The following is a 25270-nucleotide window of genomic DNA, read 5'->3' as shown; positions in this document are numbered from 1 at the left end:
ACAGATCTCACAGGCGTGACCTATGTTGTTGTTTAGCTGGTTTGAAAGAAAGCTCGATCCGTTCCCGGCCGCGGAACCGGTCGAGCCGCCCAAGACGCTTGTTGCCTTCTGCCTGCATTATACGCGCGGGGCATGGCCCTATATTCTTGTCGATGCGGTGCTGGTCGCGGCCATCGCCATCGCGGAAGTGTGGATGTTCGGCTTCCTCGGCCGCATCGTCGACTGGCTGTCGGGGCAGAACCGCGAGACCTTCCTGCAGACGGAGGGGTGGAAGCTCGCCGGCATGGCCTTCATTGTATTGTTTGCGCTGCCCGGCACGGTCTGGCTGCATTCGCTGCTCAACCAGCAGACGCTGATGGGCAATTACCCCATGCGCATCCGCTGGCAGGTGCACCGCTACCTGCTCAAGCAATCGATGAGCTTCTACCAGGACGAGTTCGCCGGCCGCATCGCCACCAAGCTGATGCAGACCGCGCTTGCCGTGCGCGAATGCGTCATCAAGGTGATCGACGTCCTGAACTACGTCGTCGTCTATTTCCTCGGCATGCTGTTGATCGTCGGTTCGGCCGACTGGCGGCTGGCCGCGCCGCTCGGCGTCTGGATGGTCGGCTACATCCTGCTGCTGCGCTTTTTCATCCCGCGACTGGGCAAGGTCGGCGAAGAGCAGGCCAATGCGCGCTCGACCATGACCGGCCGCGTCGTCGACAGCTACACCAACATCCAGACGGTCAAGCTGTTTTCCCATTCACGCCGCGAGGCCGCCTTCGCCAGGGAAGGCATGATGGGCTTCCTCGACACGGTCTACCGGTCGATGCGGCTGGTGACACTGCTGTTCGGCTCGCTCTACATACTGAACGCGCTGCTGCTGTTCTCGGTCACCGCCATCTCGCTGTGGCTGTGGATGGGGCAAGTGGTGACGATCGGTGCGGTCGCCGTGGTCATCGGCCTGGTGCTCCGGATGTGGGGCATGTCGCAGTGGATCATGTGGGAAATGTCGAGCCTGTTCGAGAATATCGGCACGGTGCAGGACGGCATTGCCTCGATTTCGTTGCCGCGCCTGGTCGAGGACAGGCCGGATGCCAAGGAGATCATCGTTTCCAAAGGCGATATCCGCTTCGAGGATATCCGCTTCCATTACGGCAAGCAGAAGGGCGTCATCGAAAACCTGTCGCTGGCGGTGAAGCCGGGCGAGAAGGTCGGCATTGTCGGCCGCTCGGGCGCCGGCAAGTCGACGCTGGTCAATCTCCTCTTGCGCTTCTACGACTTGGAAAGCGGCCGGATCCTGATCGACGGCCAGGAGATCGCCGGCATGAAACAGGATTCGCTGCGCGCCCAGATCGGGATGGTCACGCAGGACACCTCGCTGCTGCATCGTTCGGTGCGCGAGAACATCCTCTATGGCCGGCCCGATGCCACCGACGAGATGCTGCTCGAGGCGGCGCGGCGGGCCGAGGCGATGGATTTCATATCAGGACTTTCGGATCATCATGGACGCAAGGGGTTCGATGCCTATGTGGGCGACCGCGGCGTCAAACTGTCCGGCGGTCAGCGGCAACGCATCGCCATTGCTCGCGTTATGTTGAAGGACGCGCCCATACTTATCCTTGACGAGGCGACGTCAGCGCTCGATTCCGAGGCGGAAGCCGCCATCCAGGAGAACCTCTACAAGCTCATGCAAGGCAAGACCGTCATCGCCATCGCGCACCGGCTGTCGACCATCGCGGCGATGGACAGGCTCGTCGTGATGGACCAGGGTCGCGTCATCGAGGAAGGCTCACACGAGGAACTGGTCGCCAGAGGCGGGCTCTACGCGCAGCTCTGGCAGCGCCAGTCGGGTGGGTTCCTGCTCGATGACGTCCCAGTCGAAGCCGCCAATGACGCAATAGCAAAGGGGCAAGCCGCAGAATGATGGCCGCCGCATGATGACAGCCGTCTACCGCTGGTTCGAGACCTGGGTCTACCCGTTCAGGGAGCCGGCGAATCTTCGGCCACCGGCCAGCGTTACGGGCTTCCTCTGGCACTATGTCGGGCAAGCGAAGTTCGCCTTCTTCGCCATGCTGGTCATCGGCGGCATCGCGCCGCTCGTCGAGGCCGGGCTGTTCTATTTCGTCGGACGGCTGGTCGATATTCTCGACCAATTGCCCGGCGAACGGAGCTGGCACGCGCTGTGGACCGCCGCCGGACCCGAACTGGTGTTCATGGTCGCGGTGGTGCTGATCATCCGCACCGTGGTCGTCGCCTTGTCGGCGCTGGTCGACGAACAGACGATCACGCCCGGCTTCTACAATCTGGTGCGCTGGCAGGCGCACCGGCACGTCTCGCGCCAGTCCTACGCCTTCTTCCAGAATGATTTTGCCGGCCGCATCGCGACGAAAGTCTGGCAGGCCGGGCAGGCAACGGGCGACCTGATGGAAAGTTTCATCGAGGTCGTCTGGTTCATGGTCGTCTATACGGCGACGACGCTGGCGCTGGTCGCCGGGCTTGACCTCAGGCTGGCGGCACTCGTGGTGGTCTGGATCACCGCCTTCGGCTTTCTGGCGAAGCGCTATTTGCCGGCAATCCGCAAGCACGCCGAAGCGACGGCGGAGGCGGGCTCCATGATCAATGGCCGCATTGTCGATTCCTACTCCAACGTGCAGACGCTGAAACTGTTCGCGGCCGACGGCGACGATCGCTACATCAGGAACGGCTTCGACATCTATCTCGACGCATTGCGGCCCTTCACCCGCCGCTTGACCGGCGTGCGCATGGCGCTGACGACGCTGTCGGGCATCATGATCACGGCGATCGGCTGCTTTGCCGTTTATCTCTGGGTCGAGGGCTCGATCACGGTCGGGGCGGTCGCCTTCACGCTCAGCCTGGTGCTGCGGCTCAACATGCTGCTCGGCCGGTTGATGATGCAGATGAACGGCATCTTGCGGAATCTCGGCGTGCTGGAGAACTCCAAGGCGCTGATCTCGCAGCCGCTCGGCCTGACCGATGCACCGGACGCCGGGGAACTGGTCGTGGCGGGCGGGCGCATCGACGTAAAAAATGTCGAGTTCCACTACGGCAAGGGGTTTGGGGTGCTGAACGGCATCAACCTTATCGTCAAGCCGGGTGAGAAGGTCGGGCTGGTCGGGCCTTCGGGCGCCGGCAAGACGACGCTGGCGAACCTTATCCTGCGCCTCTACGATCTCGAAAGCGGCCAGATCACCATCGATGGCCAGGACGTCTCTGGTGTAACGCAGGATTCGTTGCGCGCCAATATCGGCGTCGTCAGCCAGGATACGGCCCTGTTCCACCGTTCGCTGCGTGACAACATCAAGCTCGGCATGCCCGACGCAACCGATGCGCAGGTCGTCGCGGCGGCGAAAAAAGCCGAGGCCCATGAATTCATCCTGACTTTGCGCGACAACAGGGACCGCCAGGGCTACGAAGCCTTTGTCGGCGAGCGCGGCGTGAAACTGTCGGGCGGTCAGCGTCAGCGCGTGGCGATCGCCCGCGTCTTCCTCAAGGACGCGCCGGTCCTGATCCTCGACGAGGCGACGTCGGCGCTCGATTCCGACATCGAGGCGGCGATCCAGGAGAATCTGACGCGGCTGATGGAGAACAAGACCGTGATCGCGATTGCCCACCGGCTGTCGACGATCGCGGCACTTGACCGCCTGGTGGTGCTCGACGGCGGCCGCATCGTCGAGCAAGGCACACATGACGAACTGGTGGCGCTCGACGGGCTTTATGCCCGGCTGTGGAAGCGCCAGTCCGGCGGGTTCCTCTATCACGAGGAAAGCGTGCTGGAAGAGACGCGGCCGGCGGAGTAGGTGCATGGGTGGATCGCCAGAGTTCAGTCCGGAGATCGGCTACACGCTCAAGCGTTTGCGGCCTACCGTGGCGGCTTTCGACGCGTTGAAGGAAGAGAGCCGGCTGGAAGGCTACTGGATGCTGGTGCGTCTGGACGATGGGTGGGCAAGCGGCCGCAACAAGTTCCTGAAGCGGGGGGAGGCGCTGTTCGGAACCTGGCATGGGGCCGAACTCGCCGGTGTCTGCGGGCTGAACATCGATCCATATTTCGAGGGCAGGGACCACGGCCGGGTCCGCCACCTGTTCGTCAGCGCGCGTCACCGCCGCGCCGGCCTTGGCCGAACCCTGGTCGAGACCGTGATCGACCGAGCCCGCCAGTATTTCACCGTGTTGAACACCCGCGCGCCGCCAGAAGCCTTCGCTTTCTATGAACGGCTTGGTTTTCAGCCCGTGGAGGGCGAAGAATTCGTCACCCATCGCATGGTGTTCAGGAAAGGGAACTGAAATGTCCTTGCGTCCGCCATCCCATCTTGCCGGCACGTCGGCCGCCGACGCGGCCTTCGACGCGCTTGGCCATGAAATCCTGGCAGAGAAGGCGGCGGCGCTCGGGCGGGCCGGCCAGCGCGTCGAAGAAACCTTGGCCAGGTTGCGCGATAACGGGGACGATGAGTTGCGCCCCCGTCTGCTCAAGGAGGCTGCCGTGGCCGTTCACGCCTATTTCATCCAGCGCGAACTGTGCGGCCTTCGCAAGCATGACGCCGTGATCCGCGAATACAATATCCCCAGGGCGGTTCTAGTGAGGCTGGGCGCCGCGTAAAATCAGTTTTTAGAAATCACTCCAGCCATTCGGTGATGAAGCTGCCGTTTTCGTGAATGTCGGTCGTTTCCAGCGGACCGGGACCGAGATTGGTGAACTTGTGCGGCGTGTTAGGCGGCACGATCAGGATCTGCCCCGCCGAAGCCTCGATTTCCTGGTCACCGACCGTGAAGAGGCCGGTTCCCTGGCGGATGATGAAGATCTCCGCATAGGGATGGGCGTGCAGCCGCGGGCCGCCGCCGACGTCGGGCAGGTGATTGAAGATCAGGCAGGAGTTTGAGCCGTAGGCACCGCACTGCAGTTCGCCCTTCCAGTGGTCGGAACGAACAGCCCATTGCTCGCGATCGATGACGTGCGCCATGCGAAGGAGGATAGATCACACCGGCGCCCTGTGTCGAGGCAAGCCGGAGCCTTGGATTTTGCTGATATTTCCCGGCTGTTTAGCCGCCTTTTGCAGCCATTCGCCGTCCCGCCGGACACCAAGGGATTTTGTCCCCGCGACAATCTGCCCTTGTGCCTTCACCCGTCTGGACAAAAACGGGCTTCACGCATAAACCGAAGTCCAAATGCCGGAGGAATTCGCTAGCCTGTTCGCCATGCGCTGTCGGGTTGGCGTGATTGAGCGGGGAACAAGGCTCGGCCACCGGCGCGGAAGAGGCGAAAGGATCAGGCACCCGTGAGCGCAACCGACATCCACGATCCCAATCGTCGAGATTTTCTCTACGTCGCCACCGGCATGGCCGCCGTGGTCGGCGCCGGTGCCGTGGCCTGGCCGTTCATAGACCAGATGCGCCCCGATGCCTCGACGCTGGCGCTCGCGTCGGTCGAGGTCGATGTCTCCTCGCTGACGCCTGGCAGCTCGCTGATCGTCAAGTGGCGCGGCAAGCCGGTCGTGGTGCGCAACCGGACCGAGAAGGAAATGAAGGACGGCGAGGCCGTCAGCCTCTCCGATCTCAAGGATCCGATCGCCCGCAACGCCAATTTGCCGTCCGATGCGCCGGCGACCGACGCCAACCGCACCACGCCCGGCAAGGAGGCCTGGATGGTGATGGTTCAGGTCTGCACCCATCTGGGCTGCATCCCGCTCGGCCAGGAAGGCGATTTCGGCGGCTGGTTCTGCCCGTGCCACGGTTCGCAATACGACACGGCCGGCCGCATCCGCAAAGGCCCGGCGCCGGAGAACATGGCGATTCCGGTATTCAAATTCGTTTCCGACACCAAACTCCTTATCGGTTGAGGCAGGGGATATTTCGATGAGCGAGGGACACTCGACCTACACGCCGAAGACCGGTATCGAACGCTGGTTCGACGCCCGCATGCCGCTGCCCAGGATGGTCTATGACAGCTTCATCGCCTATCCGGTGCCGCGCAACCTGAACTATATGTGGACCTTCGGCGGCATTCTGGCGATCATGCTGGTGGCGCAGATCCTGACCGGCATCGTGCTGGCCATGCACTATACGGCCGACACCAATCTCGCCTTCGGTTCGGTCGAAAAGATCATGCGCGACGTGAATTCCGGATGGCTGCTGCGCTACATGCACGCCAACGGCGCCTCGTTCTTCTTCATCGCCGTCTACCTGCATATCTTCCGCGGTCTTTATTACGGCTCCTACAAGGCGCCGCGCGAGCTGCTGTGGATCCTCGGCTGCATCATCTACCTGCTGATGATGGCGACCGGCTTCATGGGCTATGTGCTGCCATGGGGGCAGATGAGCTTCTGGGGCGCCACTGTCATCACCGGCTTCTTCAGCGCCATTCCGCTGGTTGGCGACTGGATCCAGCAGCTCCTGCTCGGCGGCTTCGCCGTCGACAATCCGACGCTGAACCGCTTCTTCGCGCTGCATTACCTGCTGCCGTTCATGATTGCCGGCGTCGTCGTGCTGCATGTCTGGGCGCTGCACGTCGTCGGCCAGTCGAACCCGACCGGCATCGAGGTCAAGTCGAAGACAGATACCGTGGCCTTCACGCCCTACGCGACCATCAAGGACGCGTTCGGCATGATCGTGTTCCTGTTCGTCTTCGCCTACTTCGTCTTCTACCTGCCGAACTATCTCGGCCATCCGGACAACTACACGGTCGCCAACCCGCTTAAGACGCCGGCCCATATCGTCCCGGAATGGTACTTCCTGCCGTTCTACGCAATCCTGCGCGCCATCACGTTCAACATCGGGCCGATCAATTCCAAGCTCGGCGGCGTGCTGTGCATGTTCGGCGCCATCGTCATGCTGTTCCTGGTGCCGTGGCTCGACACCTCCAAGGTGCGCTCGGCGGTCTACCGGCCCTGGTACAAGCTGTTTTTCTGGCTGTTCGTGGCCGATGCTATCCTGCTGGGCTGGCTGGGCTCGCAGCCGGCGGAAGGCAGCTATGTGTTCATGGCGCAGATGGCGACGCTGTTCTACTTCGCCTTCTTCCTGATCGCGCTGCCGGTGCTCGGCTTGATCGAGACACCCCGCAGGCTGCCGAACTCGATCACCGAGGCGGTGCTCGAAAAGAACAAGGGTGGCAGCGGGCATCCGGCGGGCGCCACGGCAGCGCCTGAGACCAAGGGCTGAGCGGTAGAGAATCTAAGGGGATTTGGCATGAAAAAGATTCTCACCTCGCTTGCGCTGGTCGGCCTCGTGGCCGCCGGCACCGGAGTTGCAGGCACTTGGGCGTTCGCGGCCGAAGAGGCGCACAACGCGGCGGCACCGACGCATTTCCCGATCAACGAGCCGAAGGAAATGAGCTGGAGCTTCACCGGCCCGTTCGGCACCTATGACAAGGCGCAGTTGCAGCGCGGGCTGAAGGTCTACAAGGAAGTCTGCTCGGCCTGCCATTCGATGAACCTGGTGGCGTTCCGCACGCTTTCGGACCTCGGTTACAGCGACGCGCAGATCAAGACGCTGTCAGCCGAATACACCATCCATGATGGCCCCAACGATGCCGGCGACATGTTCGACCGTCCCGGCAAGCCGTCCGACCATTTCCCGGCCCCATTCGCCAATGAGGAAGCCGCCGCTGCCTCCAATGGCGGTGCGGCGCCGCCGGATATGTCGTTGCTGGCCAAGGCGCGCGGCGTCGAGCGCGGCTTCCCGCAGTTCGTCTTCGATATCTTCACCCAGTATGATGCCGGTGGCCCCGACTACATCCATTCGCTCTTGACCGGCTACGACCAGACCCCGCCCGCCGGCATGGTCATCCCCGAAGGCACACACTACAACCCGTACTTCATGTCCGGCGTGTCGCTGAAGATGCCCAAGCCGCTCTCCGACGGCCAGGTCACCTATGACGACGGTTCGCCGCAGACCATCGACCAGTATTCCCGCGACGTGGCTGCCTTCCTGACATGGGCTGCCGAGCCGCACATGGAAGACCGCAAGAAGATGGGCTTCCGCGTGCTGGTGTTCTTGCTTCTGTTCGGCGCCCTGGTCTACCTGACCAAGCGCAAGGTGTGGGAAGCCGTCGCGCACTAGGCCTGTTGATCTTCAGGTGAGGCCGGTCTGCAAACGATGGCTTCCTGCGCTTCCGGTGCTCACGTACTTCAAGTACGCTCCGCTCCGGTTCTCGGAAACCATCGTTTTCGATTCAGCCTGATCTGAATCTCAAAAGGCCTTGGGTCGTTCAGTGCACAACATGGGGCGCCGCGAGGCTCCCTTTCTGCTTTTTGAGTGGATTGCGCCTCCACGTCTCGGCGGTGTCACATGGCCGTCACCACACATCGCGATCCTGCGGCGCTCTCATCAAAGGATCACGTCCATGAAAAGATACGCATCGCTTGCGGCAGGCCTGCTGCTGCTCGTCGTTGGTTCCGCGGCCCGCGCCGAAGACGCAAAACCATTCATCACCAACAAGGATGTCGACCTGACGATGATCCTGCCGCCGCCGCCGGCCAATGATTCGGCTGAGACCAAGGCCGAGCTTGGCGAAGTGCTGACCATGCAGGTCACGCGCACACCCGAGATGGAAGCCCGCGCCATCGCCGACGCCGAGGAAAACGTCTGGCGTTTCGCCGATGTCATGGGACCGAATTTCAACAAGGACAAGCTGCCGAAATTCAGCGCCTTCTTCGATCGCGTGGTGGAGACCGAAGGCGCCGTCGTCGATCCGGCCAAGGATGTCTGGAAGCGCCCGCGTCCGCACCAGCTCAGCGATCTCGTCAAGCCGGTGGTCAAGCTGTCGAGCTCCGGTTCCTGGCCGTCCGGCCATGCGACCGTCGGCACGATGATGGGCATCATCCTGTCCGACATGGTTCCGGAAAGGCGTGCTGAGATCATGGCGCGCGCGGCCGAGTTCGCCCACAACCGCATCGTCGGCGGCATCCACTATCCGTCCGACGTCGAGATGGGCAAGATTTCCGGCAGCGTCATCGCCGCCGTCCTGCTCAACCGGGATGACTTCAAGGCCGAGTACGATGTGGCCAGGGCGGAGCTTCGTTCCGATCTCGGCATGTAGGATTTGGCCGATAGCCATCCGTTCGAGCGGGGCGCCTTCGGGCGCCCCTTTTTCGTGGCTGCGCCCAACAGGAGGAAAATCGCCTGGCTCCCAGCCCGTAGTCAATTCCTTTGCCGGATGCGCTTGTCTCGGTCGCCACATCGCGCTAGCCGTTGTCGGTCGCGCCGGGTTACGATCGGCCCCGCGCCGTTTCACTTTGTCAGCCGGATCATTCGGAGCCGCTTCATGAAACCTTCTCTCGAAGACACGCTGCTGGCCTCGATCCGTACCATCCCGGACTATCCTAAGCCCGGCATCCTGTTTCGCGACATCACCACGCTGCTCGGCAATGCGCGCGCCTTCCGCCGCGCCATCGACGAGCTGGTGCATCCCTATGCCGGGCAGAAGATCGACAAGATCGCCGGCATCGAAGCGCGCGGCTTCATCTTGGGCGGCGCCGTTGCCCACCAGCTCTCGGCCGGCTTCGTGCCGATCCGCAAGAAGGGCAAGCTGCCTTATGAGACCGTGCGCGTCGCCTACAGCCTGGAATACGGGCTGGACGAGATGGAGATGCACAAGGACGGCGTCGCGCCCGGCGAGAAGGTGATCCTGGTCGACGATCTGATCGCCACCGGCGGCACGGCTGAAGCGGCGGTCAAGCTGCTGCGCCAGATCGGCGCCGACATTCTCGCCGCCTGTTTCGTCATCGACCTGCCGGATTTGGGCGGGCGCGCCAAGCTCGAAGCGCTCGGCGTGCCGGTGCGAACGCTGATCGGGTTCGAGGGGGTTTGAGACCGGTTTGCCGAAGGCAAATTGAAAGGTCCAGTGGACCTTTCAAAGATCTCGAACGCCCGGAGCGATAGCGAAGGGCAGGGAGGCAACACGATAACCAGCGCGGGTGCCGCCCTCATCCGCCTTCGGCCACGCCGTAAACGGGGCGAAGGAAGAGACTACTCCACCTTCACCAGCACCGCGCTTTCGAACTCCAGCACCTTGCCGCCGGTCGAATCAGTGGCCTCGCAGAGCAGCGCCAGCAACCGCCAGCCGGGGCGGGACGCGATGGGGCGGTGGGACAGCGCCGTGCGCGTGAAGGTGATGGTTTGCCCGGCAAAGACGGGCTTCAGCCACTTCAGGTTCTTGAATCCGGGCGAGGGGCCGAATTCGGGCACCGGGCCGTCCCAGCCTTCGGCGTCCAGGCGGCTCTCCAGGTTCAGCTTCATCCAGGTGGCGGCGGTATGCCAGCCGGAGGCGCAGAGGCCGCCGAGCACGCTCTTCTTCGCGGCCTCTTCGTCGATGTGAAAGATCTGCGGGTCGTATTTGCGGGCGAACGCCTTGATCGCCTCGGGCTCGAATCTGTGCGAGCCCAGCGTCACCGTGGTGCCGATGCGGAAGAATTCGTCGAGCGTCATGCCGCATTCCCCGCGTCGCGCGTCAGGAACATGACGGAGTTCTCGAGCTCGAACACGCTTTCGCCGCGCTGGTTGACCAGTTCGCTGCGCATGGTCACGAAGCCGAGTTGCGGCTTCGATTTCGACAGGCGCCTGGCCAGAACCACCAGGCTGCCCCGCAGCGTATCGCCGGCGAGCACCGGCTTCTTCCATTTGACCTGATCGACTCCTGGTGCGCCCTGGCAGGTGGAGTCCAGCAGGAAGGCATCGCACAGCATGCGCATGAACATGGCGCAGGTGTGCCAGCCTGAAGCCGAGAGGCCGCCCAGGATACTCGCCTTGCCGGCCTCCTCGTCGAGATGCATCGGCTGGGCATCAAACTCGCTGGCGAACTCGATGATTTCGGCCGCGCTTACCTGTTTGGTGCCGAGATCGAACGAGATCCCCTCGACGAAGTCCTCATAGGCCCATGTCTTGCCGGTCATGGTCTGGCATCCCTGCAGAACGCGCGATCCGCATGGATCGGCAAACCCGGATGCAGTCCGCGGGCGATTTGGTCAAGCCCTTTCTGGTGAGCCAGCCGGCGCGATCGGGCCCGCGGCGGCCGTAGGGGCCAGCCGCGGCGCCTCCGATCGCCTAGCGGGCGTTCGGCAGGATCTGGTGCAGGACGATCGCCCAGACGGCGCCGAAGGCGATGGATGAGCCCAGAATGTACTGCACGATATCGGGCAGCGTCTTGACGAAATCCGGCGGTACCAGCGTGGCGAACAGCGCCATCAGGATGGGCAGGCCGATGACCAGCATGTTGCGTTCGGTCAGCGGCGTCCCGCGCACCACCCGAAAACCGTTCATGGCGATGACGACGCAAAGCACTCCGAAGACGCCGCCGATGACCGGCCCCGGGATTGAGGCGATGACCGCCGAAAGCTTGCCGATCAGCCCGAACAGCACCAGGAAGATGCCGGCCGCCCCGAAGGCGGCACGGCTGGCGATGCCGGTGATGGCGACGATGCCGGCGTTGGACGAATAGCCGGTGACCGGCGTGCTGCACAGCAGCGCGCTGATCAGACAGCCAAGGCCTTCGCCCGTGGCGCCCCGGTCGAGCTGCTCGTCCGAGAGCGGCTTGTCGATGACGGCACCGACCGCGAACCAGGTGCCGGTGGTTTCGGCCAGGACGACGATGTAGACGATCAGCATGGTCAGCGTCGCCGACCAGGAGAAGGTGACATCGAGATTGAGGAAGGCGATGCGCGGCATGGAAAACCAGGTCGCGGCGGAAACGCCCGTCATGTCGAGCTGGCCCATGAAGGCGGCGGCCACGCTGCCAGCCACAAGCGCGATGATCACGGACAGCAGGCGCAGCCATGCGCCTTTCGCGCCAAGCGCCATGCCGATCAGCATGCAGCCGACAAGCACCGCCGCGGCGACGAAGGCGAGGACGATGTTGCCGCCGACGGTGGCGGTGCCGTGGACAGCGAAGACGCTCTCCTTCAGTGCCACCGGCATCAGCGCGACGCCGACGACGATGATGATGGCGCCGCCGACGATGGACGGCACGAAGCGGTTGACGAGGCGGTGGAAGAGCTTTGTCGGCGATCCCAGAAGCATGACCAGTATGGCGCCCGGAATGAGTGCGCCGATCACGGCCGACAGGCCCGGCAGGCCGCCGCCGGCGCCAAAGGCAATCGCCAGCACCGCGCCGATCGGGACGAAGGACGGTCCCTGGACGACGGGCAACCGCATCAGCAACTGCGACTGGATCAGGGTTGCGATGCCTGCCGCCACGAAGGCCGACTGGATGAAGGCGCCGGCGTCGCCGACGCTGAAGGCAAGCACCGACGCGATGATGAACGGCACGATATAGACGTCCATCGCCAGCACGTGCTGGAGGCCGAGCAGGGCGGCCTTGCCCAGGGGCAACGGATCGTCCGGCTGGGCGATCAACTGATTTCTGGCGCAACGCGTTCCATGATGTCCCCTCTGGAAATCCCCGGCCGATCATGGGATCAGTCGGCGGCAAAGGACAGCGGCGGAAATGTTTGCCAACTGTTTTCTTCTAGGCCACGCATTGGCAGCCCCGCCCGCCAGCAGCACCGGAGCGACGATATGACGGCAGATCCTTTCGTGCTGCTCGGCACCGCCTTCCATACGCCTGAGCGCGGCAGGCTGGAGGTGCTGGAGGAGCACCTGTTCTGCGTCGATGCACAGGGGCGCATCGCCGAGATCCTGGCGCCCGGCCACCCGGAATACACGGCCACGATAAGCGATGCCCGCCGGGCGGGCAGGCTGGTGAAACTTGGCGAGGGGCAGTTCCTGCTGCCGGGGCTCGTCGACCTGCACATTCATGCGCCGCAATGGCCGCAGATGGGCAAGGCGCTGGACGTGCCGCTCGAAGTCTGGCTGCGGAAATACACTTTTCCGCTCGAGGCCCGCTATGCGGATTTGGACTATGCTCGCGCGGTCTATGCTGATCTGGTCGACAATCTGCTCGCCAACGGCACCACCACCGCGCTCTATTTCGCCACCGTCCATGTCGAGGCGAGCGTGGCGCTCGCCGAGACATGTCTTGAGAAAGGCCAGCGTGCCCTGGTCGGCAAGGTGGTGATGGACGACCCCGAACAGTGTCCGCCCTTCTATCGCGATGCCGATGCGGCAAGCGCTGTTTCGGATACCAGGCGCTTCATCGAGGCCGTCATGTCATTGGATCCGGGCGAGAGGCCGCTTGTCCAGCCGGTGATCACGCCGCGCTTCATTCCAAGCTGCACCGACGCGGCCTTGCAGGGGCTGGGCGAACTCGCGGAAGAGTTCGGTTGCCACGTGCAGACCCATTGCTCCGAAAGCGATTGGGCAAAGCAGTTCGTGGAAGCGCGCTTCGGCCAAACGGATGCGGCAAGCCTCGATGGTTTCGGCCTGCTCACCCGTCATACGATCCTGGCGCATTCGAACTTCATCGATGGGCAGGACATGGACCTGATCAAGGAGAAGGGCGCCGGCGTCGCTCATTGCCCGCTGTCCAACGTCTACTTCGCCAATGCAGTGTTTCCGCTTCGCGAGGCGCTCGACCGGCACATGCATGTCGGGCTCGGCACCGATATTTCAGGCGGCTACAGCCCATCACTGTTCGACGGTTGCCGGCACGCGCTGTCGGCCTCGAGGACATTGCAGAGCGGCGTGCATGCCGGCCTGCCGGCAAAGGAGCGAGGCGCGCCCGGCGAGCCGATCACGCATCAGGAAGCGTTCTGGCTGGCGACTGCGGGAGGCGCGGAAGCGCTCGACCTGCCGACAGGCAGTTTTTCGCGTCGGACACGAATTCGACGCGCTGCTGATCGACACCGAAGCGAGCGCCTCGAACATCCATGTCAACGGCGCCGACGATACGCTCGACGACGTCTTTCAGAAGATCGTGCTCAATGCGGCACGGGCCAATATTGCCACTGTTTGGGTCGGAGGCCGGGCGGTGGTCGGCTGTAGCTAAGCTACGCTCACTTGTAGTGGCCTCGCCTGCGCGAATAAACATGGCCCTGTGCCGACGTCGGCAGCGCCTGCGAGCATGGAATACGACAGCCCGTTTTCGTCTTTCGCAACGGGCGCTATACGAGATCGTCAACCGAGACATTGAGGGCGGCGGCGATGCGCTTGATCGTGTCGAAGCTACCGTCGCGGGTGCCTGTCTCGATCTGCGAGAGATAGCCTGCGCTGATCTCAGTCTTTTCAGCGAGGTCGCGAGCCGAAATCCCGCGATGCTCGCGCCAGACGCGGATCTTATTCTCGCCGTCCAGGATGCGGTTGACGACGGCGGCCGGAATAAGCTCCTCCTCGCCGGCAGTGATCTTTTGCTTGATCTGATCGTAGGTTTGAATGTCGGCCACGTCCTCCGCCGCTTCAACAAGGCTCTCGTAATCAGCGAGTGGCAGAATAGCCATACGATCGCCATTCGGCGTGGTAATGATGGTGGGCTTGTTCATGTCCTCAGTCCTCGTAGATGCTACCGCGCGGTCCGATCTCCAGAATGTCCATTACCGTGCCTTCCTGATCGAAGATAATACGGTAGTCCCCGACCCTAAGCCTGAAGCCTGGCCGGCCTTTCAGCCGTTTGACATTTTTCGCCAAGCTGGCCGGTTCGGCTGCATATTGGCCGATTTTGGCAGTGATCAGCCGAGCCGTGTTGGCGGGCATCCGCGCCAGGGATTTCAGAGCGGCCCTAGTATATCTGAGCGTCAGCGGCACGACTGCATGTTAACTAGAAGCTAAAATAGTGCAAGCTAGAAATTTGCGAATAGCAAATAGATGGGACATGGCTTTCATCGGTCTCCACCGGGTGCTGATCGGGGTAAGGCGACTTATGGTCTTCAATACCCCCGCGAGAACTCTGCGGCAGGGATGGTGCTGTCCGACTGACGGTTGGGTCGCTCCGCCGCGACCTCCTCAGGTATTGAACTTGAACAGCATGATGTCGCCGTCCTGGACGACGTACTCCTTGCCTTCGTCGCGTGCCTTGCCGGCTTCCTTGGCTGCCACTTCGCCGCCCAGCGTGACGAAGTCGTTGTAGGCGATGGTCTGGGCGCGGATGAAGCCGCGCTCGAAATCGGTGTGGATGACGCCGGCCGCCTGCGGCGCCTTGGCGCCCTTGTGCACGGTCCAGGCGCGCGTCTCCTTCGGCCCAACGGTGAAATAGGTGATGAGCTGCAACAATTCGTAGCCGGCACGGATCACCTTGTTCAGGCCGGGCTCGTCGAGGCCGAGCGAGGACAGGAATTCCATCTCTTCCTCGTCGGAGAGCTGCGCAACCTCGGCTTCGATCGCGGCCGAAATGACGACATTGCGGGCGCCCTGCGCTGCGGCCATCTGCTCCACGGCCCTGGTGTGCTCGTTGCCGGTAGCCGCGTCCGCCTCGGCGACGTTGCAGACGTAGAGCACGGGATGTGAGGTCAGAAGGTTCAAGCCCTGCAAAGTGTGCAGATCTTCCGCCGAGATGCCGTCGAGCAGGATGCGGGTCGGCTTGCCTGCCTGCAGCAGCTCGAGCGCGTCCTCCATCATCGGCAGCACGGTCGTCGCTTCCTTGTCCTTGCTGCCGGCGCGCTTGCGGAACTGGACGATGCGGCGCTCGAGGCTGTCGAGGTCGGCGAGCATCAGCTCGGTCTCGACCGTCTCGGCGTCGGCAACGGGGTCGATGCGGCCCTCGACATGGGTGATGTCGTCATCCTCGAAGCAGCGCAGCACATGCACGATGGCGTCGACCTCGCGGATGTTGGCGAGGAACTGGTTGCCCAGGCCTTCGCCCTTGGAGGCGCCGCGGACCAGGCCGGCGATGTCGACAAAGGAGATGCGGGTCGGGATGATCTCCTTCGACTTGCCGATCGCCGCGATCTTCTGCAGGCGCGGATCGGGCACCGCCACCTCGCCGGTGTTCGGTTCGATGGTGCAGAACGGGTAGTTGGCGGCCTGCGCGGCGGCCGTCCTCGTCAGCGCGTTGAAAAGCGTCGACTTGCCGACATTGGGCAAGCCAACGATGCCGCATTTGAAACCCATTTTGTCCGGTCCTATCGGGAAAAGCGAAATTTGATGAGGCTATGGGCGATAGGGGTTGGGAACGTCAAGCCCCGTGACGCCGCATGCCCCTACGCCTCAGTCCTTGTCGCCGAAGAGTTTCTTCAGCATGGCGGCCATGGGGCCGCCTTCCGGCAGCTTGGCGACGGGCTGCTGAGGGCGGGCCTGGCGGACATGACTTTGCTGTTTCGGGCTCGACTGCTTCCGCGCCGGGTTTTCCGGTTCGGCGCCGGTCTTGCCCTGGACGGCAAGGGCGGCCTTGTTCATGAAACCGGATTCGTCGCCCTTGACGATCATCGCCGCATTGTCGGCAATCGCGTCGAGCAGCGGGTCGAGCCAGTCGCGCTCGGCCTTGGCGAAATCACCGAGCACATGATGCTGGACCATTTCCTTGACGCCGGGATGGCCGACGCCGATGCGCACACGGCGGTACGCATTGCCGACATGGCCGTCAATCGAGCGGATGCCGTTGTGGCCGCCGGCGCCGCCGCCGGTCTTGATGCGCAGCTTGCCTTCGGCAAGGTCGATCTCGTCATAGAAGACGGTGAGGGCGGAAAGGTCGAGCTTGTAGAAGCGCAGCGCTTCGCCGACCGACTGGCCGGACAGGTTCATGAAGGTCTGCGGCTTGATCAGGATGATCTTTTCGCCGCCGAGCGTGCCCTCGGAAATCAGGCCCTGGAACTTCTTCGACCAGGGTGAAAAGGAATGGCGGCGGGCGATAGCGTCCGCCGCCATGAAGCCGACATTGTGCCGGTTTTCAGCGTATTTCGCGCCCGGATTGCCGAGGCCGGCAAAGACAAGCGCTGTCTTTTCTGGCATCGTCGCCTCCGGGCGTGAAAAGAGTTACTTCTCTTCGGCGGCGGGAGCCGCTTCGGGAGCCGCGGCCTCAGCTGTCTCTTCGGTCTCCGGCTTCATCGCCGACGAACCGGCAACGGTCGCGATGGTGAAGTCGCGGTCGGAGATGACCGGCTTGACGCCGGCCGGCAGCTTAACCGACGAGATGTGGATCGAATCGCCAATGTCGGCGCCGGTGAGATCGACGGTGATGAATTCCGGGATCGCATTGGCCGGGCAGTGGAACTCGACTTCGTGACGCACGATGTTGAGCACGCCGCCGCGCTTGATGCCGGGTGACTTGTCTTCATTGATGAAGTGCACGGGAACATCGACGTTGACTTCGGTGTCCTTGCCGATGCGCAGGAAGTCGACATGGACAGGGAAATCCTTGACCGGGTCGAGCTGGAAGTCCTTCGGCAGGACCTGGATCTTCTTGCCGTCGACATCGATCGTGGCGATCGTGGTCAGGAACCCGCCGCCATGGATCTTGTAGTAGATGTCCTTGTAGGTGAGCGCGATCGCCAGGGGAGGCTGTCTGTCACCATAAATTACTGCAGGCACTTTACCGTTGCGGCGAACTGCACGGGCGGACCCCTTACCGACCTGTTCGCGCGCTTCGGCCTTGAGCTCGTAAGTATCGTGGCTCATGGCTTTTCCTTTCGCGTGTTATGGAGCGCCTACGGTTGGCGATGTACCAGGCCGTAAACGTCGAAAGCCGCCAGACCTCGATGTCCGAATGCCGGAAACCGCAGCGAGCGGATCTTTGTTCGGGATCACAAGGGGAAGGCAGCCTTCCGCCGCGTTGCCTCCAAGGGTGTCTACGCGGGTGGCGGCTCTATAGCGGAAGGCGGGCAGGCGTGCAAGCGGCGGGTGGGAAGGCCGTTGCTACCGGTCGCCGCTCAACGCATCGCGCAACGCCTGGACCTGCCGGTTCAGCGTGTCGAGTTCGGCCAGCGTCATGCCCGAGCGTTGGACCAGGGTCTCGTTCAGGCAGTTGCACTGGACGAGCAGCTTGCGGCCGGCCGGTGTCAGGTCGACCTGTACCTGGCGCTCGTCGGTCTGGCTGCGCTGGCGGGTAACCAGGCCGGCCTGCTCCATCCGCTTCACCAACGGCGTGACCGTGCTCGATTCCAGGGCGAGCCTGTGCGCGATCGTGCCGACAGACATGCCGTCGGCCTCGCCCAGCGCGTTGAGCACGAGATATTGCGGATAGGTGATCCCCATCTCGTCCAACATCGGCTTGTAGGTGCGATTGATCGCCATGCTGGTGGCGTAAAGCGTGAAGCACAGCTGATTGTCCAGCGGGAGAGGCACGGTGAATTCCTTTGCCGATTAAGCGCTCGCATTATGTACCACGGAAAAAGATATCGCGATATATATTTCTATGGACAAGAACCCTGAGCTGGGTTAGCGATATTGATATCGCGATATTGTTTATCGCGACAGCAATAAAACGGAGATTGAGATGACTTCGCAGACCAAACCAGGCTCAGGCAGCGGCACGATCACCACCAAGGACGGCACGCAGATCTATTACAAGGACTGGGGAACCGGTCAGCCCATCGTGTTCCATCACGGCTGGCCGCTGAGCAGCGACGACTGGGATGCACAGATGCTGTTCTTCCTGGGCCAAGGCTACCGGGTCATCGCCCACGACCGCCGCGGCCACGGCCGTTCGACGCAGACGGATATCGGCAACGAGATGGACACCTATGCAGCCGATGTGGCTGAACTTGTCGCGCATCTCGATCTCAAGGACGCCATCCATGTCGGCCATTCGACGGGTGGCGGCGAGGTGGCGCGCTATGTCGCCCAGTATGGAGCGGGCGGCCGTGTCGCGAAGGCAGCGTTGCTCGGCGCGGTGCCGCCGATCATGCTCAAGACCCCAGCCAATCCCGGCGGCCTGCCGATCGAGGTCTTCGACGGCTTCCGCTCGGGCGTCGCCGCCAACCGCGCGCAGCTATACGTGGATGTTCCCGCTGGCCCGTTCTACGGGTTCAACCGTCCGGGCGCCGTGGTCTCGCAGGGCGTTATCGACAACTGGTACCGCCAGGGCATGACGGGCGGCACCAAGGCGCATTACGACTGCATCAAGGCCTTCTCGGAGACCGATTTCACCGAAGACCTCCAAAAGATCGACGTGCCGGTGCTGGTCATGCATGGCGACGACGACCAGATCGTTCCCATCGCAGATTCGGCGCTGCTGAGCATCAAGCTGCTCAAGAAGGGCGAGCTCAAGGTCTACAAGGGCTTTCCGCACGGCATGGCCACCACCCACGCCGATGTCATCAACGCCGACCTGCTGGCTTTCTTCAAGGCCTGAAGCCCTCTGCCTGAACAGAAAAAGGCATCCGCCATATGGCGGGTGCCTTTTGCCTGGAACAGATGATTCAAGCGGCCGCTTGCGCCTTCCGGGCTTCCTTCATGTTGGGCAGGAACACCGTCAGCAGCCCCAGGAACGGCAGGTAGGAGCAGATCTGGAAGACGAAGTCGATGCCCTTCATGTCGGCGACGACGCCAAGCACCGCGGCCGCGATGCCGCCGACGCCGAAGGCGAAGCCGAAGAAGATGCCGGCGATCGTGCCGACGCGGCCCGGCACCAACTCCTGCGCGAAGACGACGATGTTGGAGAAGGCCGACGACAGGATGAGGCCGATCAGCACGGTCAGCACCATCGTCCATTCCATGTTGGCGTAGGGCAGCGCCAGGGTGAAGGGCAGGACACCGACGATCGAGAACCAGATCATCGCCTTTTGTCCATAGCGATCGCCGAAGGGACCGCCGAGCAGGATGCCCAGCGCCGAAGAGCCGAGGAAGAGGAACAGCATGACCTGCGACATCTGCACCGAAACGCCGAACTTATGGATGGAATAGAAGGTGTAGTAGCTGGCCAGGCTGGCGATGTAGGCGTTCTTGGTCAGCACCAGCAAGGTCAGCACCGCCAGGGCCCACATTACCTTGCGGCGCGGGAAGGGCGACACGAAGCTTGCCGCCTTGCGATTGCCTTGCGCGGCGCGCAGGCGGCTGTACCAGCCGCCGACCTGCCACAGGATGACGATGCCGATCAGCGAACCGACGGCGAACCAGGCGATGCTGGTCTGGCCGAAGGGCACGACGATGAAGGCGGCCAGCAAGGGACCCATGGACTGGCCGAAATTGCCGCCGACCTGGAACAGCGACTGCGCCAGGCCAAACCGGCCGCCGGATGCGAAGCGGGCAATGCGCGAGGATTCCGGATGGAAGATCGCCGAACCGATGCCGATCAGCGAGGCCCCGATCAGCAGCAGGTAATAGTGCCCGGCATAGGCCAGCACGACCAGGCCGATCAGCGAGGATGCCATGCCCCAGGGCAGCGAGTAAGGCATCGGCCGCTTGTCGGTGACCGCGCCGATGATCGGCTGCAGCAGGGATGCCGTTACCTGGAAGGTGAAGGTCAACAGCCCGATCTGCCAGAAGTCGAGGCCGTAATTGTCCTTCAGAAGCGGATAGATGGCCGATAGCAGCGACTGCATGATGTCGTTGATGGAGTGGCAGAGGCTCACCGCCAGGATAACGGTGAAGGCCGTAGCCTGGGCTGACGCGTGACTGGCGGTCGCAGGCGGCGCGACGCTGGTGGCGGTCGTATCGGTCAAGATAGGCTCCGTAGTCTTTTTGGCGGGGCTGTTCCCGCAGGCGACGTGGCGGGCGCTTCCCGCAGGCAGCCTTATAGTCCGGTTGCCAGGCGACTTCTTTCGTGGTTTGGTCCAATAGTTTCGCAAGTGGGCCATATCGAATGGCAAAAACCAGGGAAATTTTCGGCGCCGGCCACACCGACCTCGAGCAATTGCACGGGCTGCGCTGGCAGTGGCTCGAGCAGGCGGTCGGGCCGGCGGTGGTGCTGCCGACCGAATATCCGGATGGCTACCACGTGCCGCACCACCACCACAGCCGCAGCCAGTTGCTGCATGCGCTGGTCGGCGTCGTGCTGGTGACGACGCGGCATGGGCGCTGGATGGTGCCGCCGGACCATGCGATGTGGATTCCAGCCGGCATCGAACATTCCGTCGAGATGCTCGGCGACGTCTCGATGCGCTCGGTCTATGTCATGCCGCAGGCGATCCCAGGCCTGCCGGAGGGCATGCGCGTGGTCGGCGTCACCGACCTGATGCACAGTCTTATCGTGGAATCCGAGAAGCTGCCGCAAGGCGGCGAACTGGAAGGGCGCGGTGGCCTGATCATGAGCCTGCTGCTGCATGAGATCCCGCAATTGCCGGAGCGGCCGCTCGGCCTGCCGTTCCCGTCGGATCCCAAACTGGCGGCGCTCTGCCGGCGTTTCGTCGCCGCACCCTCACCGCACGCGACCATCGACGAATGGGCCGATACCGTCGGCATGAGCCGGCGCTCCTTCACGCGCGCCTTCCAGCGGCAGACCGGCCTGTCGCTGTCGACATGGCGCCAGCAGGCCTGCCTGTTCGCGGCGCTGCCGAGGCTCGCCGATGGCGAGCCGATCACGCGGGTGGCGCTCGATCTCGGCTATGACAGCGTGCCGGCCTTCATCACCATGTTCAAGCGCATGCTTGGCTCCTCGCCGCGCGGCTATATGCGCGGCGCGCGTGATGCCGGCGAAGGCATGCGGCGAGCCCCGGCCCGGTTGGAGGCGCCGACGCCATCGGCCTTGCCGCAGGAATAACTTGGGCCGCAGGGGTAACTTGGGCCGCATGAGCAATTTGGGCCGCAGGGGTAACTTGGGCCGCAGGGATAACTGGTTTTCAGTCGAACAGGCTCGAGACCGATTCCTCGGTCGCTGTGCGCGAAATGGCTTCGCCCATCAGGTCGGCGATCGAGATGACGCGGATGTTGGGTGCGTCGAGCACGCCTTGCGTCGGCTGGATGGAATCGGTGATCACCAGTTCCTGCAGCTTCGAGCCGCTGATGCGAGCGACCGCGCCGCCCGACAGCACGCCGTGGGTGATATAGGCGGTGACGCTGGTGGCGCCGTTGGCTAGCAGTGCGTCGGCGGCATTGCACAGCGTGCCGCCGGAATCGACGATGTCGTCGATCAAAAGGCAATCCTTGCCGGCGACCGCGCCGATGATGTTCATGACTTCCGATTCGCCGGGACGCTCACGGCGCTTATCGACGATGGCAAGTTGCGCGTCGAAACGCTTGGCAAGCGCACGCGCACGCACCACGCCGCCAATATCGGGCGACACGACGACGACATTGCCGAGTTGCTTGTACTTCGCCTTGACGTCACGGGCCATCACCGGCACCGAGAACAGATTGTCGGTGGGGATGTCGAAAAAGCCCTGGATCTGGCCGGCATGGAGATCCAGCGTCAAAACCCGGTCGACACCTGCACGGGTGATCATGTTGGCGACCAGCTTGGCAGAGATCGGCGTGCGCCCGGAAGCGCGGCGATCCTGCCTGGCATAGCCGAAATAGGGAATAACCGCCGTGATGCGCTTGGCCGACGAGCGCATGAAGGCGTCGATCATGATGAGCAGTTCCATCAGGTGATCGTTGGTCGGGAACGAGGTCGACTGCAGGATGAAGACATCCTCGCCACGCACGTTTTCCTGGATTTCGACGAAGATTTCCTGGTCGGCGAAGCGCCTGACACTGGCCTTGCCCAGCGGGACGTTGATATAGCGGGCGACCGCTTCGGCCAGCACCCTGTTGGAATTGCCCGCGAAGAGTTTCATGCACCGTTCCTGGTGGAGGACGGAGAGGCCTGACGGACTCTCCTGCACCTTTTAACCGGGCTTTTAGCGGCCCGCGCGGCTATTGCAAGCGCCGAGATCGTGAATCCGCCGGCTAAGCCTAAGAAAGCTGTTCGGCATCACCGGCTGGCAACACCTCAGCTCGCCTTGCCGCTGAGAAAGGCCGCAAACTGGTCGATGGTCTGGTCGGCGATCGCCTGCATGGTGGCTGGCGAGACCGACTTCCAGCTGTCGGCGCCCGCGCTGTCGCCGGAACCGGTGGAAGGCGCCTTCATCTGGCCGTTGATACGGTGCAGCCGGTTGCCGGATGGGTCGTAGACATCCCAGACATAGATGACCGTGGTGTCCTTGCCCTCCGTCATCGCCGAGAAGTAGCCCTTGAGCACATGGGTCGCGGTCTGGTCCTGGCTGCCGGCCAGCGTGATGCCGCGCTGCCTGGCGCGTGTCTGCAGTTCCGCCGTCAGCGGCGTGGCGGCTTCCACCGAAGCGCCGACGATCGGCGCGATCTGCAGCCGGGTCTTCGACAGGATGGCGGCGGCCTGGGCCGAAGTGATGGGCGCGGGCGCGCCCGCCGTCGTGGTGGCCGTCGCGGCCGTGGATGGCGCCGGGGCGGGAACGGAGGCGGCAGCGCTGCCTTGCGTGGCCGGTGCGGAGGCCGCCGGCGGGGTGATGGCGGAAGGTTCGAGGACGTCCTTTGCGTTGGTGCAGGCGGTCAAAGCCAATGCCACAAGCAATGACACGGTCGTCACATGCGATCGTCTCATTTGCCTTCTAACTCCTTGGCGAAGAACGCCTCCCATTATGGATTCACTGCACGATCAAGTCGAGATCATGGCGGGACAGCGGCTTCGGCTGGGATTCGGTGGTCAGGTAGCTGCGGCCAAGCGTCATCGCCGTCTCGGTCTCGGAGTCCATGATGATCATGTGGGCAAACAGCGTCATGTTCGGCGCGATCGGCTCGGGATTGCCCTGGTAGAACATCGGCATGTCCATCCAGGACGGCGTGAAGCGGGCGCCGACCGAATAGCCGCAGGCGTTCAGCCGGTGCTTGGTCAGCCCGTGCGCTTCCATGGTGCGGGCATGGGCGTCGAACACATCGCCGAAGCTGTTGCCCGGCGTCATCGCCTTTTCGACGGCCAGAAGTGCCGCGCGTGCGGCGTCGAACAGCTCCTGATGGCGCTTGGAGACCTTGCCGGTCAGCACCGTGCGCATCATCGGCGCATGGTAGTGATGGAAGACGCCGGCCCATTCGAGCGTCAGCTGGTCGTTCTTGGTGAGCTTGCGGCGTCCGGCCTTGTAGCGGCACAGCAGCGCATCGACGCCGGAGCCGATGATGAACTCGTTGGCCGGATAGTCGCCGCCGCCGGCGAAGATCGCGCCCTGCATGGAGGCCAGGATCAGCGCCTCGTCGCCGCCCTGCTTGATCAGCGGCAGGGCCGCGTCCAGCGCGTCGTCGGAGAGATTGGCTGCCTTTTCCGCTTTGGCGACCTCGGCCGGGCTCTTGAACAGGCGCAGCCGCCCGACGATGCCGGAGGCGTCGGCGATCTGGCCGAAGGTCTGCAACTGCTCGTCCAGGCGGCGGCCATTATAGGCGGTCAGGCCGTGAGTGTCGTATTCGACGCCGATGCGGGCGCCGAGCAGGTCGAGTTCGTTAAGCAGGTTGCGCAGGTCGACCGCGGGATTGGCGCCGTCGCGGTCGGTCCACAGCACGATGTTGTCGATGATCGAGGTTTGGCGGGCCTGGCGCAGATCGGCCGAGCGGGTCAGCAGCACCATCGAGCCGTCGGCCTTGACCACCAGGCACTGGAAGAAGCAGAAGCCGAACGTGTCGTAGCCGGTGAGCCAGTACATGCTTTCCTGGGCGAACAGCAGGATGGCGTCGAGCTTTTTCTCGGCCATCTCTATCATCAGCCGGTCGCGCCGCGCGTCGAATTCGGATCGTTCAAAATGCAGCGCCATTATACCTTCTCCAAAACGATTGCCGAAACCTGCCGGCCATAATCGGGCTCCCTGCGGTGCGTGGTGCGCCGGTAGGAGTAAAACAGATCTTCCTCGGCATAGGTGCAGCGGCCAAGGCCATCGGCCGTCACGCCAGCCTTGGCCAGCCGGTCGATCGTGTAGCGGTTGAGGTCGAACATGGCGTGGCCGGCATGGGCCGAAGGCGCGAAATACCGGGCATTTTCGCTGTCGGCCTCGACGAAGCGGGCGACGAATTCGGGCCCGACCTCGTAATTTGCGGGGCCGATGGAAGGGCCAAGCACGGCGACGATGTTTTCGCGCCGGGCGCCGAGGCTCTCCATGGCGGCAATGGTGTTTTCGAGCACGCCTGACAAAGCGCCTTTCCAGCCGGCATGCGCGGCGCCGATGATGCGCGCGCCGGCATCCGCGAACAGAACCGGGCCGCAATCGGCGGTCGAGGCCCCGATGGCGATGCCCTGCCGGTCGGTGACGATGGCGTCGGCCTTTGGCCGCTCGCCAGCAAAGGGTTCCCTGGCGACGATGACGTCGGGCGAATGGACCTGCCAGGCGGTCAGCAGATGATTTGCGGGCACGCCCATCCAGGCGGCGACACGGGCGCGGTTCTCGGTCACCAGCGCCTGGTCGTCATCCGACCCGGTGCCGATGTTGAGGCCCCGGTAGATGCCCGTGGAGACGCCGCCGATGCGGGTGAAATAGCCGTGGCGGATGCCTTGTGTCTGTGCCTTGTCCAGCAGCAGCGACCGAATGGGATCCGGTTTGGTCTGATTGAGCATGCGGGCGTTGTTGTCCGTGTGGGCGGTTTC

27 protein-coding genes are annotated in these 25270 nt (G+C 63.3%); 12 read left to right on the top strand and 15 right to left on the bottom strand.

All coding sequences use genetic code 11. The features are described from left to right. Positions 1-22: 22 nt before the first annotated feature. The 4 genes from LB524_RS19620 to LB524_RS19605 are packed head-to-tail and all read left to right on the top strand — an operon-like array spanning position 23 to position 4600. Positions 23-1909 (top strand): ABC transporter ATP-binding protein, encoded by a 1887-nt coding sequence (locus LB524_RS19620; protein WP_140617682.1) that lies wholly within the window; start codon positions 23-25, stop codon positions 1907-1909. Positions 1910-1919: 10 nt separating this feature from the next. Continuing rightward, positions 1920-3803, top strand: a complete 1884-nt coding sequence (locus LB524_RS19615) for an ABC transporter ATP-binding protein (protein WP_140793091.1) — start codon at positions 1920-1922, stop codon at positions 3801-3803. Between the two features lie 4 nt (positions 3804-3807). After that, positions 3808-4287 (top strand): GNAT family N-acetyltransferase, encoded by a 480-nt coding sequence (locus LB524_RS19610; RefSeq protein WP_224529467.1) that lies wholly within the window; start codon positions 3808-3810, stop codon positions 4285-4287. A gap of 1 nt (position 4288) precedes the next feature. Further along, a complete protein-coding gene (locus LB524_RS19605) occupies positions 4289-4600 on the top strand; it encodes a DUF6665 family protein (RefSeq protein WP_015316071.1) in 312 nt (103 codons plus the stop codon). A 16-nt stretch (positions 4601-4616) separates the two neighbouring features. Here the strand turns inward: LB524_RS19605 and LB524_RS19600 are convergent, their stop codons facing one another. Beyond that, the gene (locus LB524_RS19600; protein WP_140617686.1) at positions 4617-4961 is read right to left on the bottom strand and encodes a cupin domain-containing protein; all 345 of its coding nucleotides are present in this window, start codon (positions 4959-4961) and stop codon (positions 4617-4619) included. 315 nt (positions 4962-5276) lie between these two features. Between LB524_RS19600 and petA the strand changes: the two genes are divergently transcribed. The 5 genes from petA to LB524_RS19575 all read left to right on the top strand — a co-directional run bounded on the left by petA (position 5277) and on the right by LB524_RS19575 (position 9805). After that, complete coding sequence (petA, locus tag LB524_RS19595; protein WP_015316073.1) at positions 5277-5837, top strand: ubiquinol-cytochrome c reductase iron-sulfur subunit; 561 nt, start codon at positions 5277-5279, stop codon at positions 5835-5837. A 16-nt stretch (positions 5838-5853) separates the two neighbouring features. Further along, complete coding sequence (locus LB524_RS19590) at positions 5854-7155, top strand: cytochrome b (protein WP_015316074.1); 1302 nt, start codon at positions 5854-5856, stop codon at positions 7153-7155. Positions 7156-7182: 27 nt separating this feature from the next. Continuing rightward, on the top strand, positions 7183-8055 hold the full coding sequence (locus tag LB524_RS19585; protein WP_015316075.1) for a cytochrome c1: 873 nt from the start codon (positions 7183-7185) through the stop codon (positions 8053-8055). Positions 8056-8338: 283 nt separating this feature from the next. Next, a complete protein-coding gene (locus LB524_RS19580; RefSeq protein WP_015316076.1) occupies positions 8339-9034 on the top strand; it encodes an acid phosphatase in 696 nt (231 codons plus the stop codon). Positions 9035-9259: 225 nt separating this feature from the next. Then, a complete protein-coding gene (locus tag LB524_RS19575) occupies positions 9260-9805 on the top strand; it encodes an adenine phosphoribosyltransferase (protein WP_015316077.1) in 546 nt (181 codons plus the stop codon). Between the two features lie 158 nt (positions 9806-9963). On the opposite strand, the gene LB524_RS19570 is transcribed toward LB524_RS19575, so the two are convergent. The 3 genes from LB524_RS19570 to LB524_RS19560 form a co-directional block, all read right to left on the bottom strand. Then, the gene (locus LB524_RS19570) at positions 9964-10422 is read right to left on the bottom strand and encodes a MaoC family dehydratase (RefSeq protein ID WP_015316078.1); all 459 of its coding nucleotides are present in this window, start codon (positions 10420-10422) and stop codon (positions 9964-9966) included. Beyond that, positions 10419-10886: a MaoC family dehydratase gene (locus tag LB524_RS19565; protein ID WP_140617690.1), complete on the bottom strand. Its 468-nt coding sequence runs from the start codon at positions 10884-10886 to the stop codon at positions 10419-10421. The genes LB524_RS19570 and LB524_RS19565 overlap by 4 nt, the downstream gene beginning before the upstream one ends. Before the next feature lie 151 nt (positions 10887-11037). Next, entirely contained in the window at positions 11038-12345 is a 1308-nt protein-coding gene (locus LB524_RS19560) for a uracil-xanthine permease family protein (RefSeq protein WP_224529465.1), read from the bottom strand. A gap of 162 nt (positions 12346-12507) precedes the next feature. Between LB524_RS19560 and guaD the strand changes: the two genes are divergently transcribed. Then, positions 12508-13872, top strand: coding sequence for a guanine deaminase (gene guaD, locus LB524_RS19555; protein ID WP_224529463.1), 1365 nt, complete (start codon positions 12508-12510; stop codon positions 13870-13872). A 119-nt stretch (positions 13873-13991) separates the two neighbouring features. Here the strand turns inward: guaD and LB524_RS19550 are convergent, their stop codons facing one another. The 6 genes from LB524_RS19550 to LB524_RS19525 all read right to left on the bottom strand — a co-directional run bounded on the left by LB524_RS19550 (position 13992) and on the right by LB524_RS19525 (position 18099). Next, positions 13992-14366 carry a helix-turn-helix domain-containing protein gene (locus LB524_RS19550; protein ID WP_224529460.1) on the bottom strand — a complete coding sequence of 125 codons (375 nt, stop codon included), beginning with the start codon at positions 14364-14366 and terminating at the stop codon, positions 13992-13994. A 4-nt stretch (positions 14367-14370) separates the two neighbouring features. Further along, a complete protein-coding gene (locus LB524_RS19545; RefSeq protein WP_224529458.1) occupies positions 14371-14628 on the bottom strand; it encodes a type II toxin-antitoxin system RelE family toxin in 258 nt (85 codons plus the stop codon). A 198-nt stretch (positions 14629-14826) separates the two neighbouring features. Beyond that, a complete protein-coding gene (gene ychF / locus LB524_RS19540) occupies positions 14827-15930 on the bottom strand; it encodes a redox-regulated ATPase YchF (RefSeq protein ID WP_224529447.1) in 1104 nt (367 codons plus the stop codon). A 96-nt stretch (positions 15931-16026) separates the two neighbouring features. Further along, the gene (pth, locus tag LB524_RS19535) at positions 16027-16767 is read right to left on the bottom strand and encodes an aminoacyl-tRNA hydrolase (protein ID WP_224529427.1); all 741 of its coding nucleotides are present in this window, start codon (positions 16765-16767) and stop codon (positions 16027-16029) included. Between the two features lie 24 nt (positions 16768-16791). Then, entirely contained in the window at positions 16792-17433 is a 642-nt protein-coding gene (locus LB524_RS19530; RefSeq protein ID WP_015316085.1) for a 50S ribosomal protein L25/general stress protein Ctc, read from the bottom strand. Between the two features lie 237 nt (positions 17434-17670). Then, positions 17671-18099 (bottom strand): MarR family winged helix-turn-helix transcriptional regulator, encoded by a 429-nt coding sequence (locus tag LB524_RS19525; RefSeq protein WP_140793071.1) that lies wholly within the window; start codon positions 18097-18099, stop codon positions 17671-17673. A gap of 151 nt (positions 18100-18250) precedes the next feature. Between LB524_RS19525 and LB524_RS19520 the strand changes: the two genes are divergently transcribed. Beyond that, complete coding sequence (locus LB524_RS19520; protein WP_224529424.1) at positions 18251-19108, top strand: alpha/beta fold hydrolase; 858 nt, start codon at positions 18251-18253, stop codon at positions 19106-19108. A gap of 67 nt (positions 19109-19175) precedes the next feature. Here LB524_RS19520 and LB524_RS19515 read toward each other — a convergent pair whose 3' ends face one another. Further along, positions 19176-20417, bottom strand: a complete 1242-nt coding sequence (locus tag LB524_RS19515; RefSeq protein WP_015316088.1) for an MFS transporter — start codon at positions 20415-20417, stop codon at positions 19176-19178. Between the two features lie 140 nt (positions 20418-20557). On the opposite strand from LB524_RS19515, the gene LB524_RS19510 reads away from it, so the two are divergent. Then, positions 20558-21454 carry an AraC family transcriptional regulator gene (locus tag LB524_RS19510; protein WP_224529422.1) on the top strand — a complete coding sequence of 299 codons (897 nt, stop codon included), beginning with the start codon at positions 20558-20560 and terminating at the stop codon, positions 21452-21454. Between the two features lie 79 nt (positions 21455-21533). Here the strand turns inward: LB524_RS19510 and LB524_RS19505 are convergent, their stop codons facing one another. The 4 genes from LB524_RS19505 to pgeF all read right to left on the bottom strand — a co-directional run bounded on the left by LB524_RS19505 (position 21534) and on the right by pgeF (position 25240). After that, entirely contained in the window at positions 21534-22469 is a 936-nt protein-coding gene (locus LB524_RS19505) for a ribose-phosphate pyrophosphokinase (RefSeq protein ID WP_224529419.1), read from the bottom strand. Positions 22470-22624: 155 nt separating this feature from the next. Continuing rightward, positions 22625-23251 carry a hypothetical protein gene (locus LB524_RS19500; RefSeq protein ID WP_224529416.1) on the bottom strand — a complete coding sequence of 209 codons (627 nt, stop codon included), beginning with the start codon at positions 23249-23251 and terminating at the stop codon, positions 22625-22627. A gap of 43 nt (positions 23252-23294) precedes the next feature. After that, positions 23295-24446, bottom strand: coding sequence for a M24 family metallopeptidase (locus tag LB524_RS19495; RefSeq protein ID WP_224529414.1), 1152 nt, complete (start codon positions 24444-24446; stop codon positions 23295-23297). Further along, complete coding sequence (pgeF, locus tag LB524_RS19490; RefSeq protein ID WP_224529412.1) at positions 24446-25240, bottom strand: peptidoglycan editing factor PgeF; 795 nt, start codon at positions 25238-25240, stop codon at positions 24446-24448. The genes LB524_RS19495 and pgeF overlap by 1 nt, the downstream gene beginning before the upstream one ends. Between the last annotated feature and the right edge of the window lie 30 nt (positions 25241-25270).

Origin of the sequence: Mesorhizobium sp. ESP6-5, assembly GCF_020164695.1 — a bacterium.
GTDB classification, from domain to species: domain Bacteria; phylum Pseudomonadota; class Alphaproteobacteria; order Rhizobiales; family Rhizobiaceae; genus Mesorhizobium; species Mesorhizobium australicum.
This window is presented reverse-complemented; position numbering and strand designations above follow the sequence as displayed.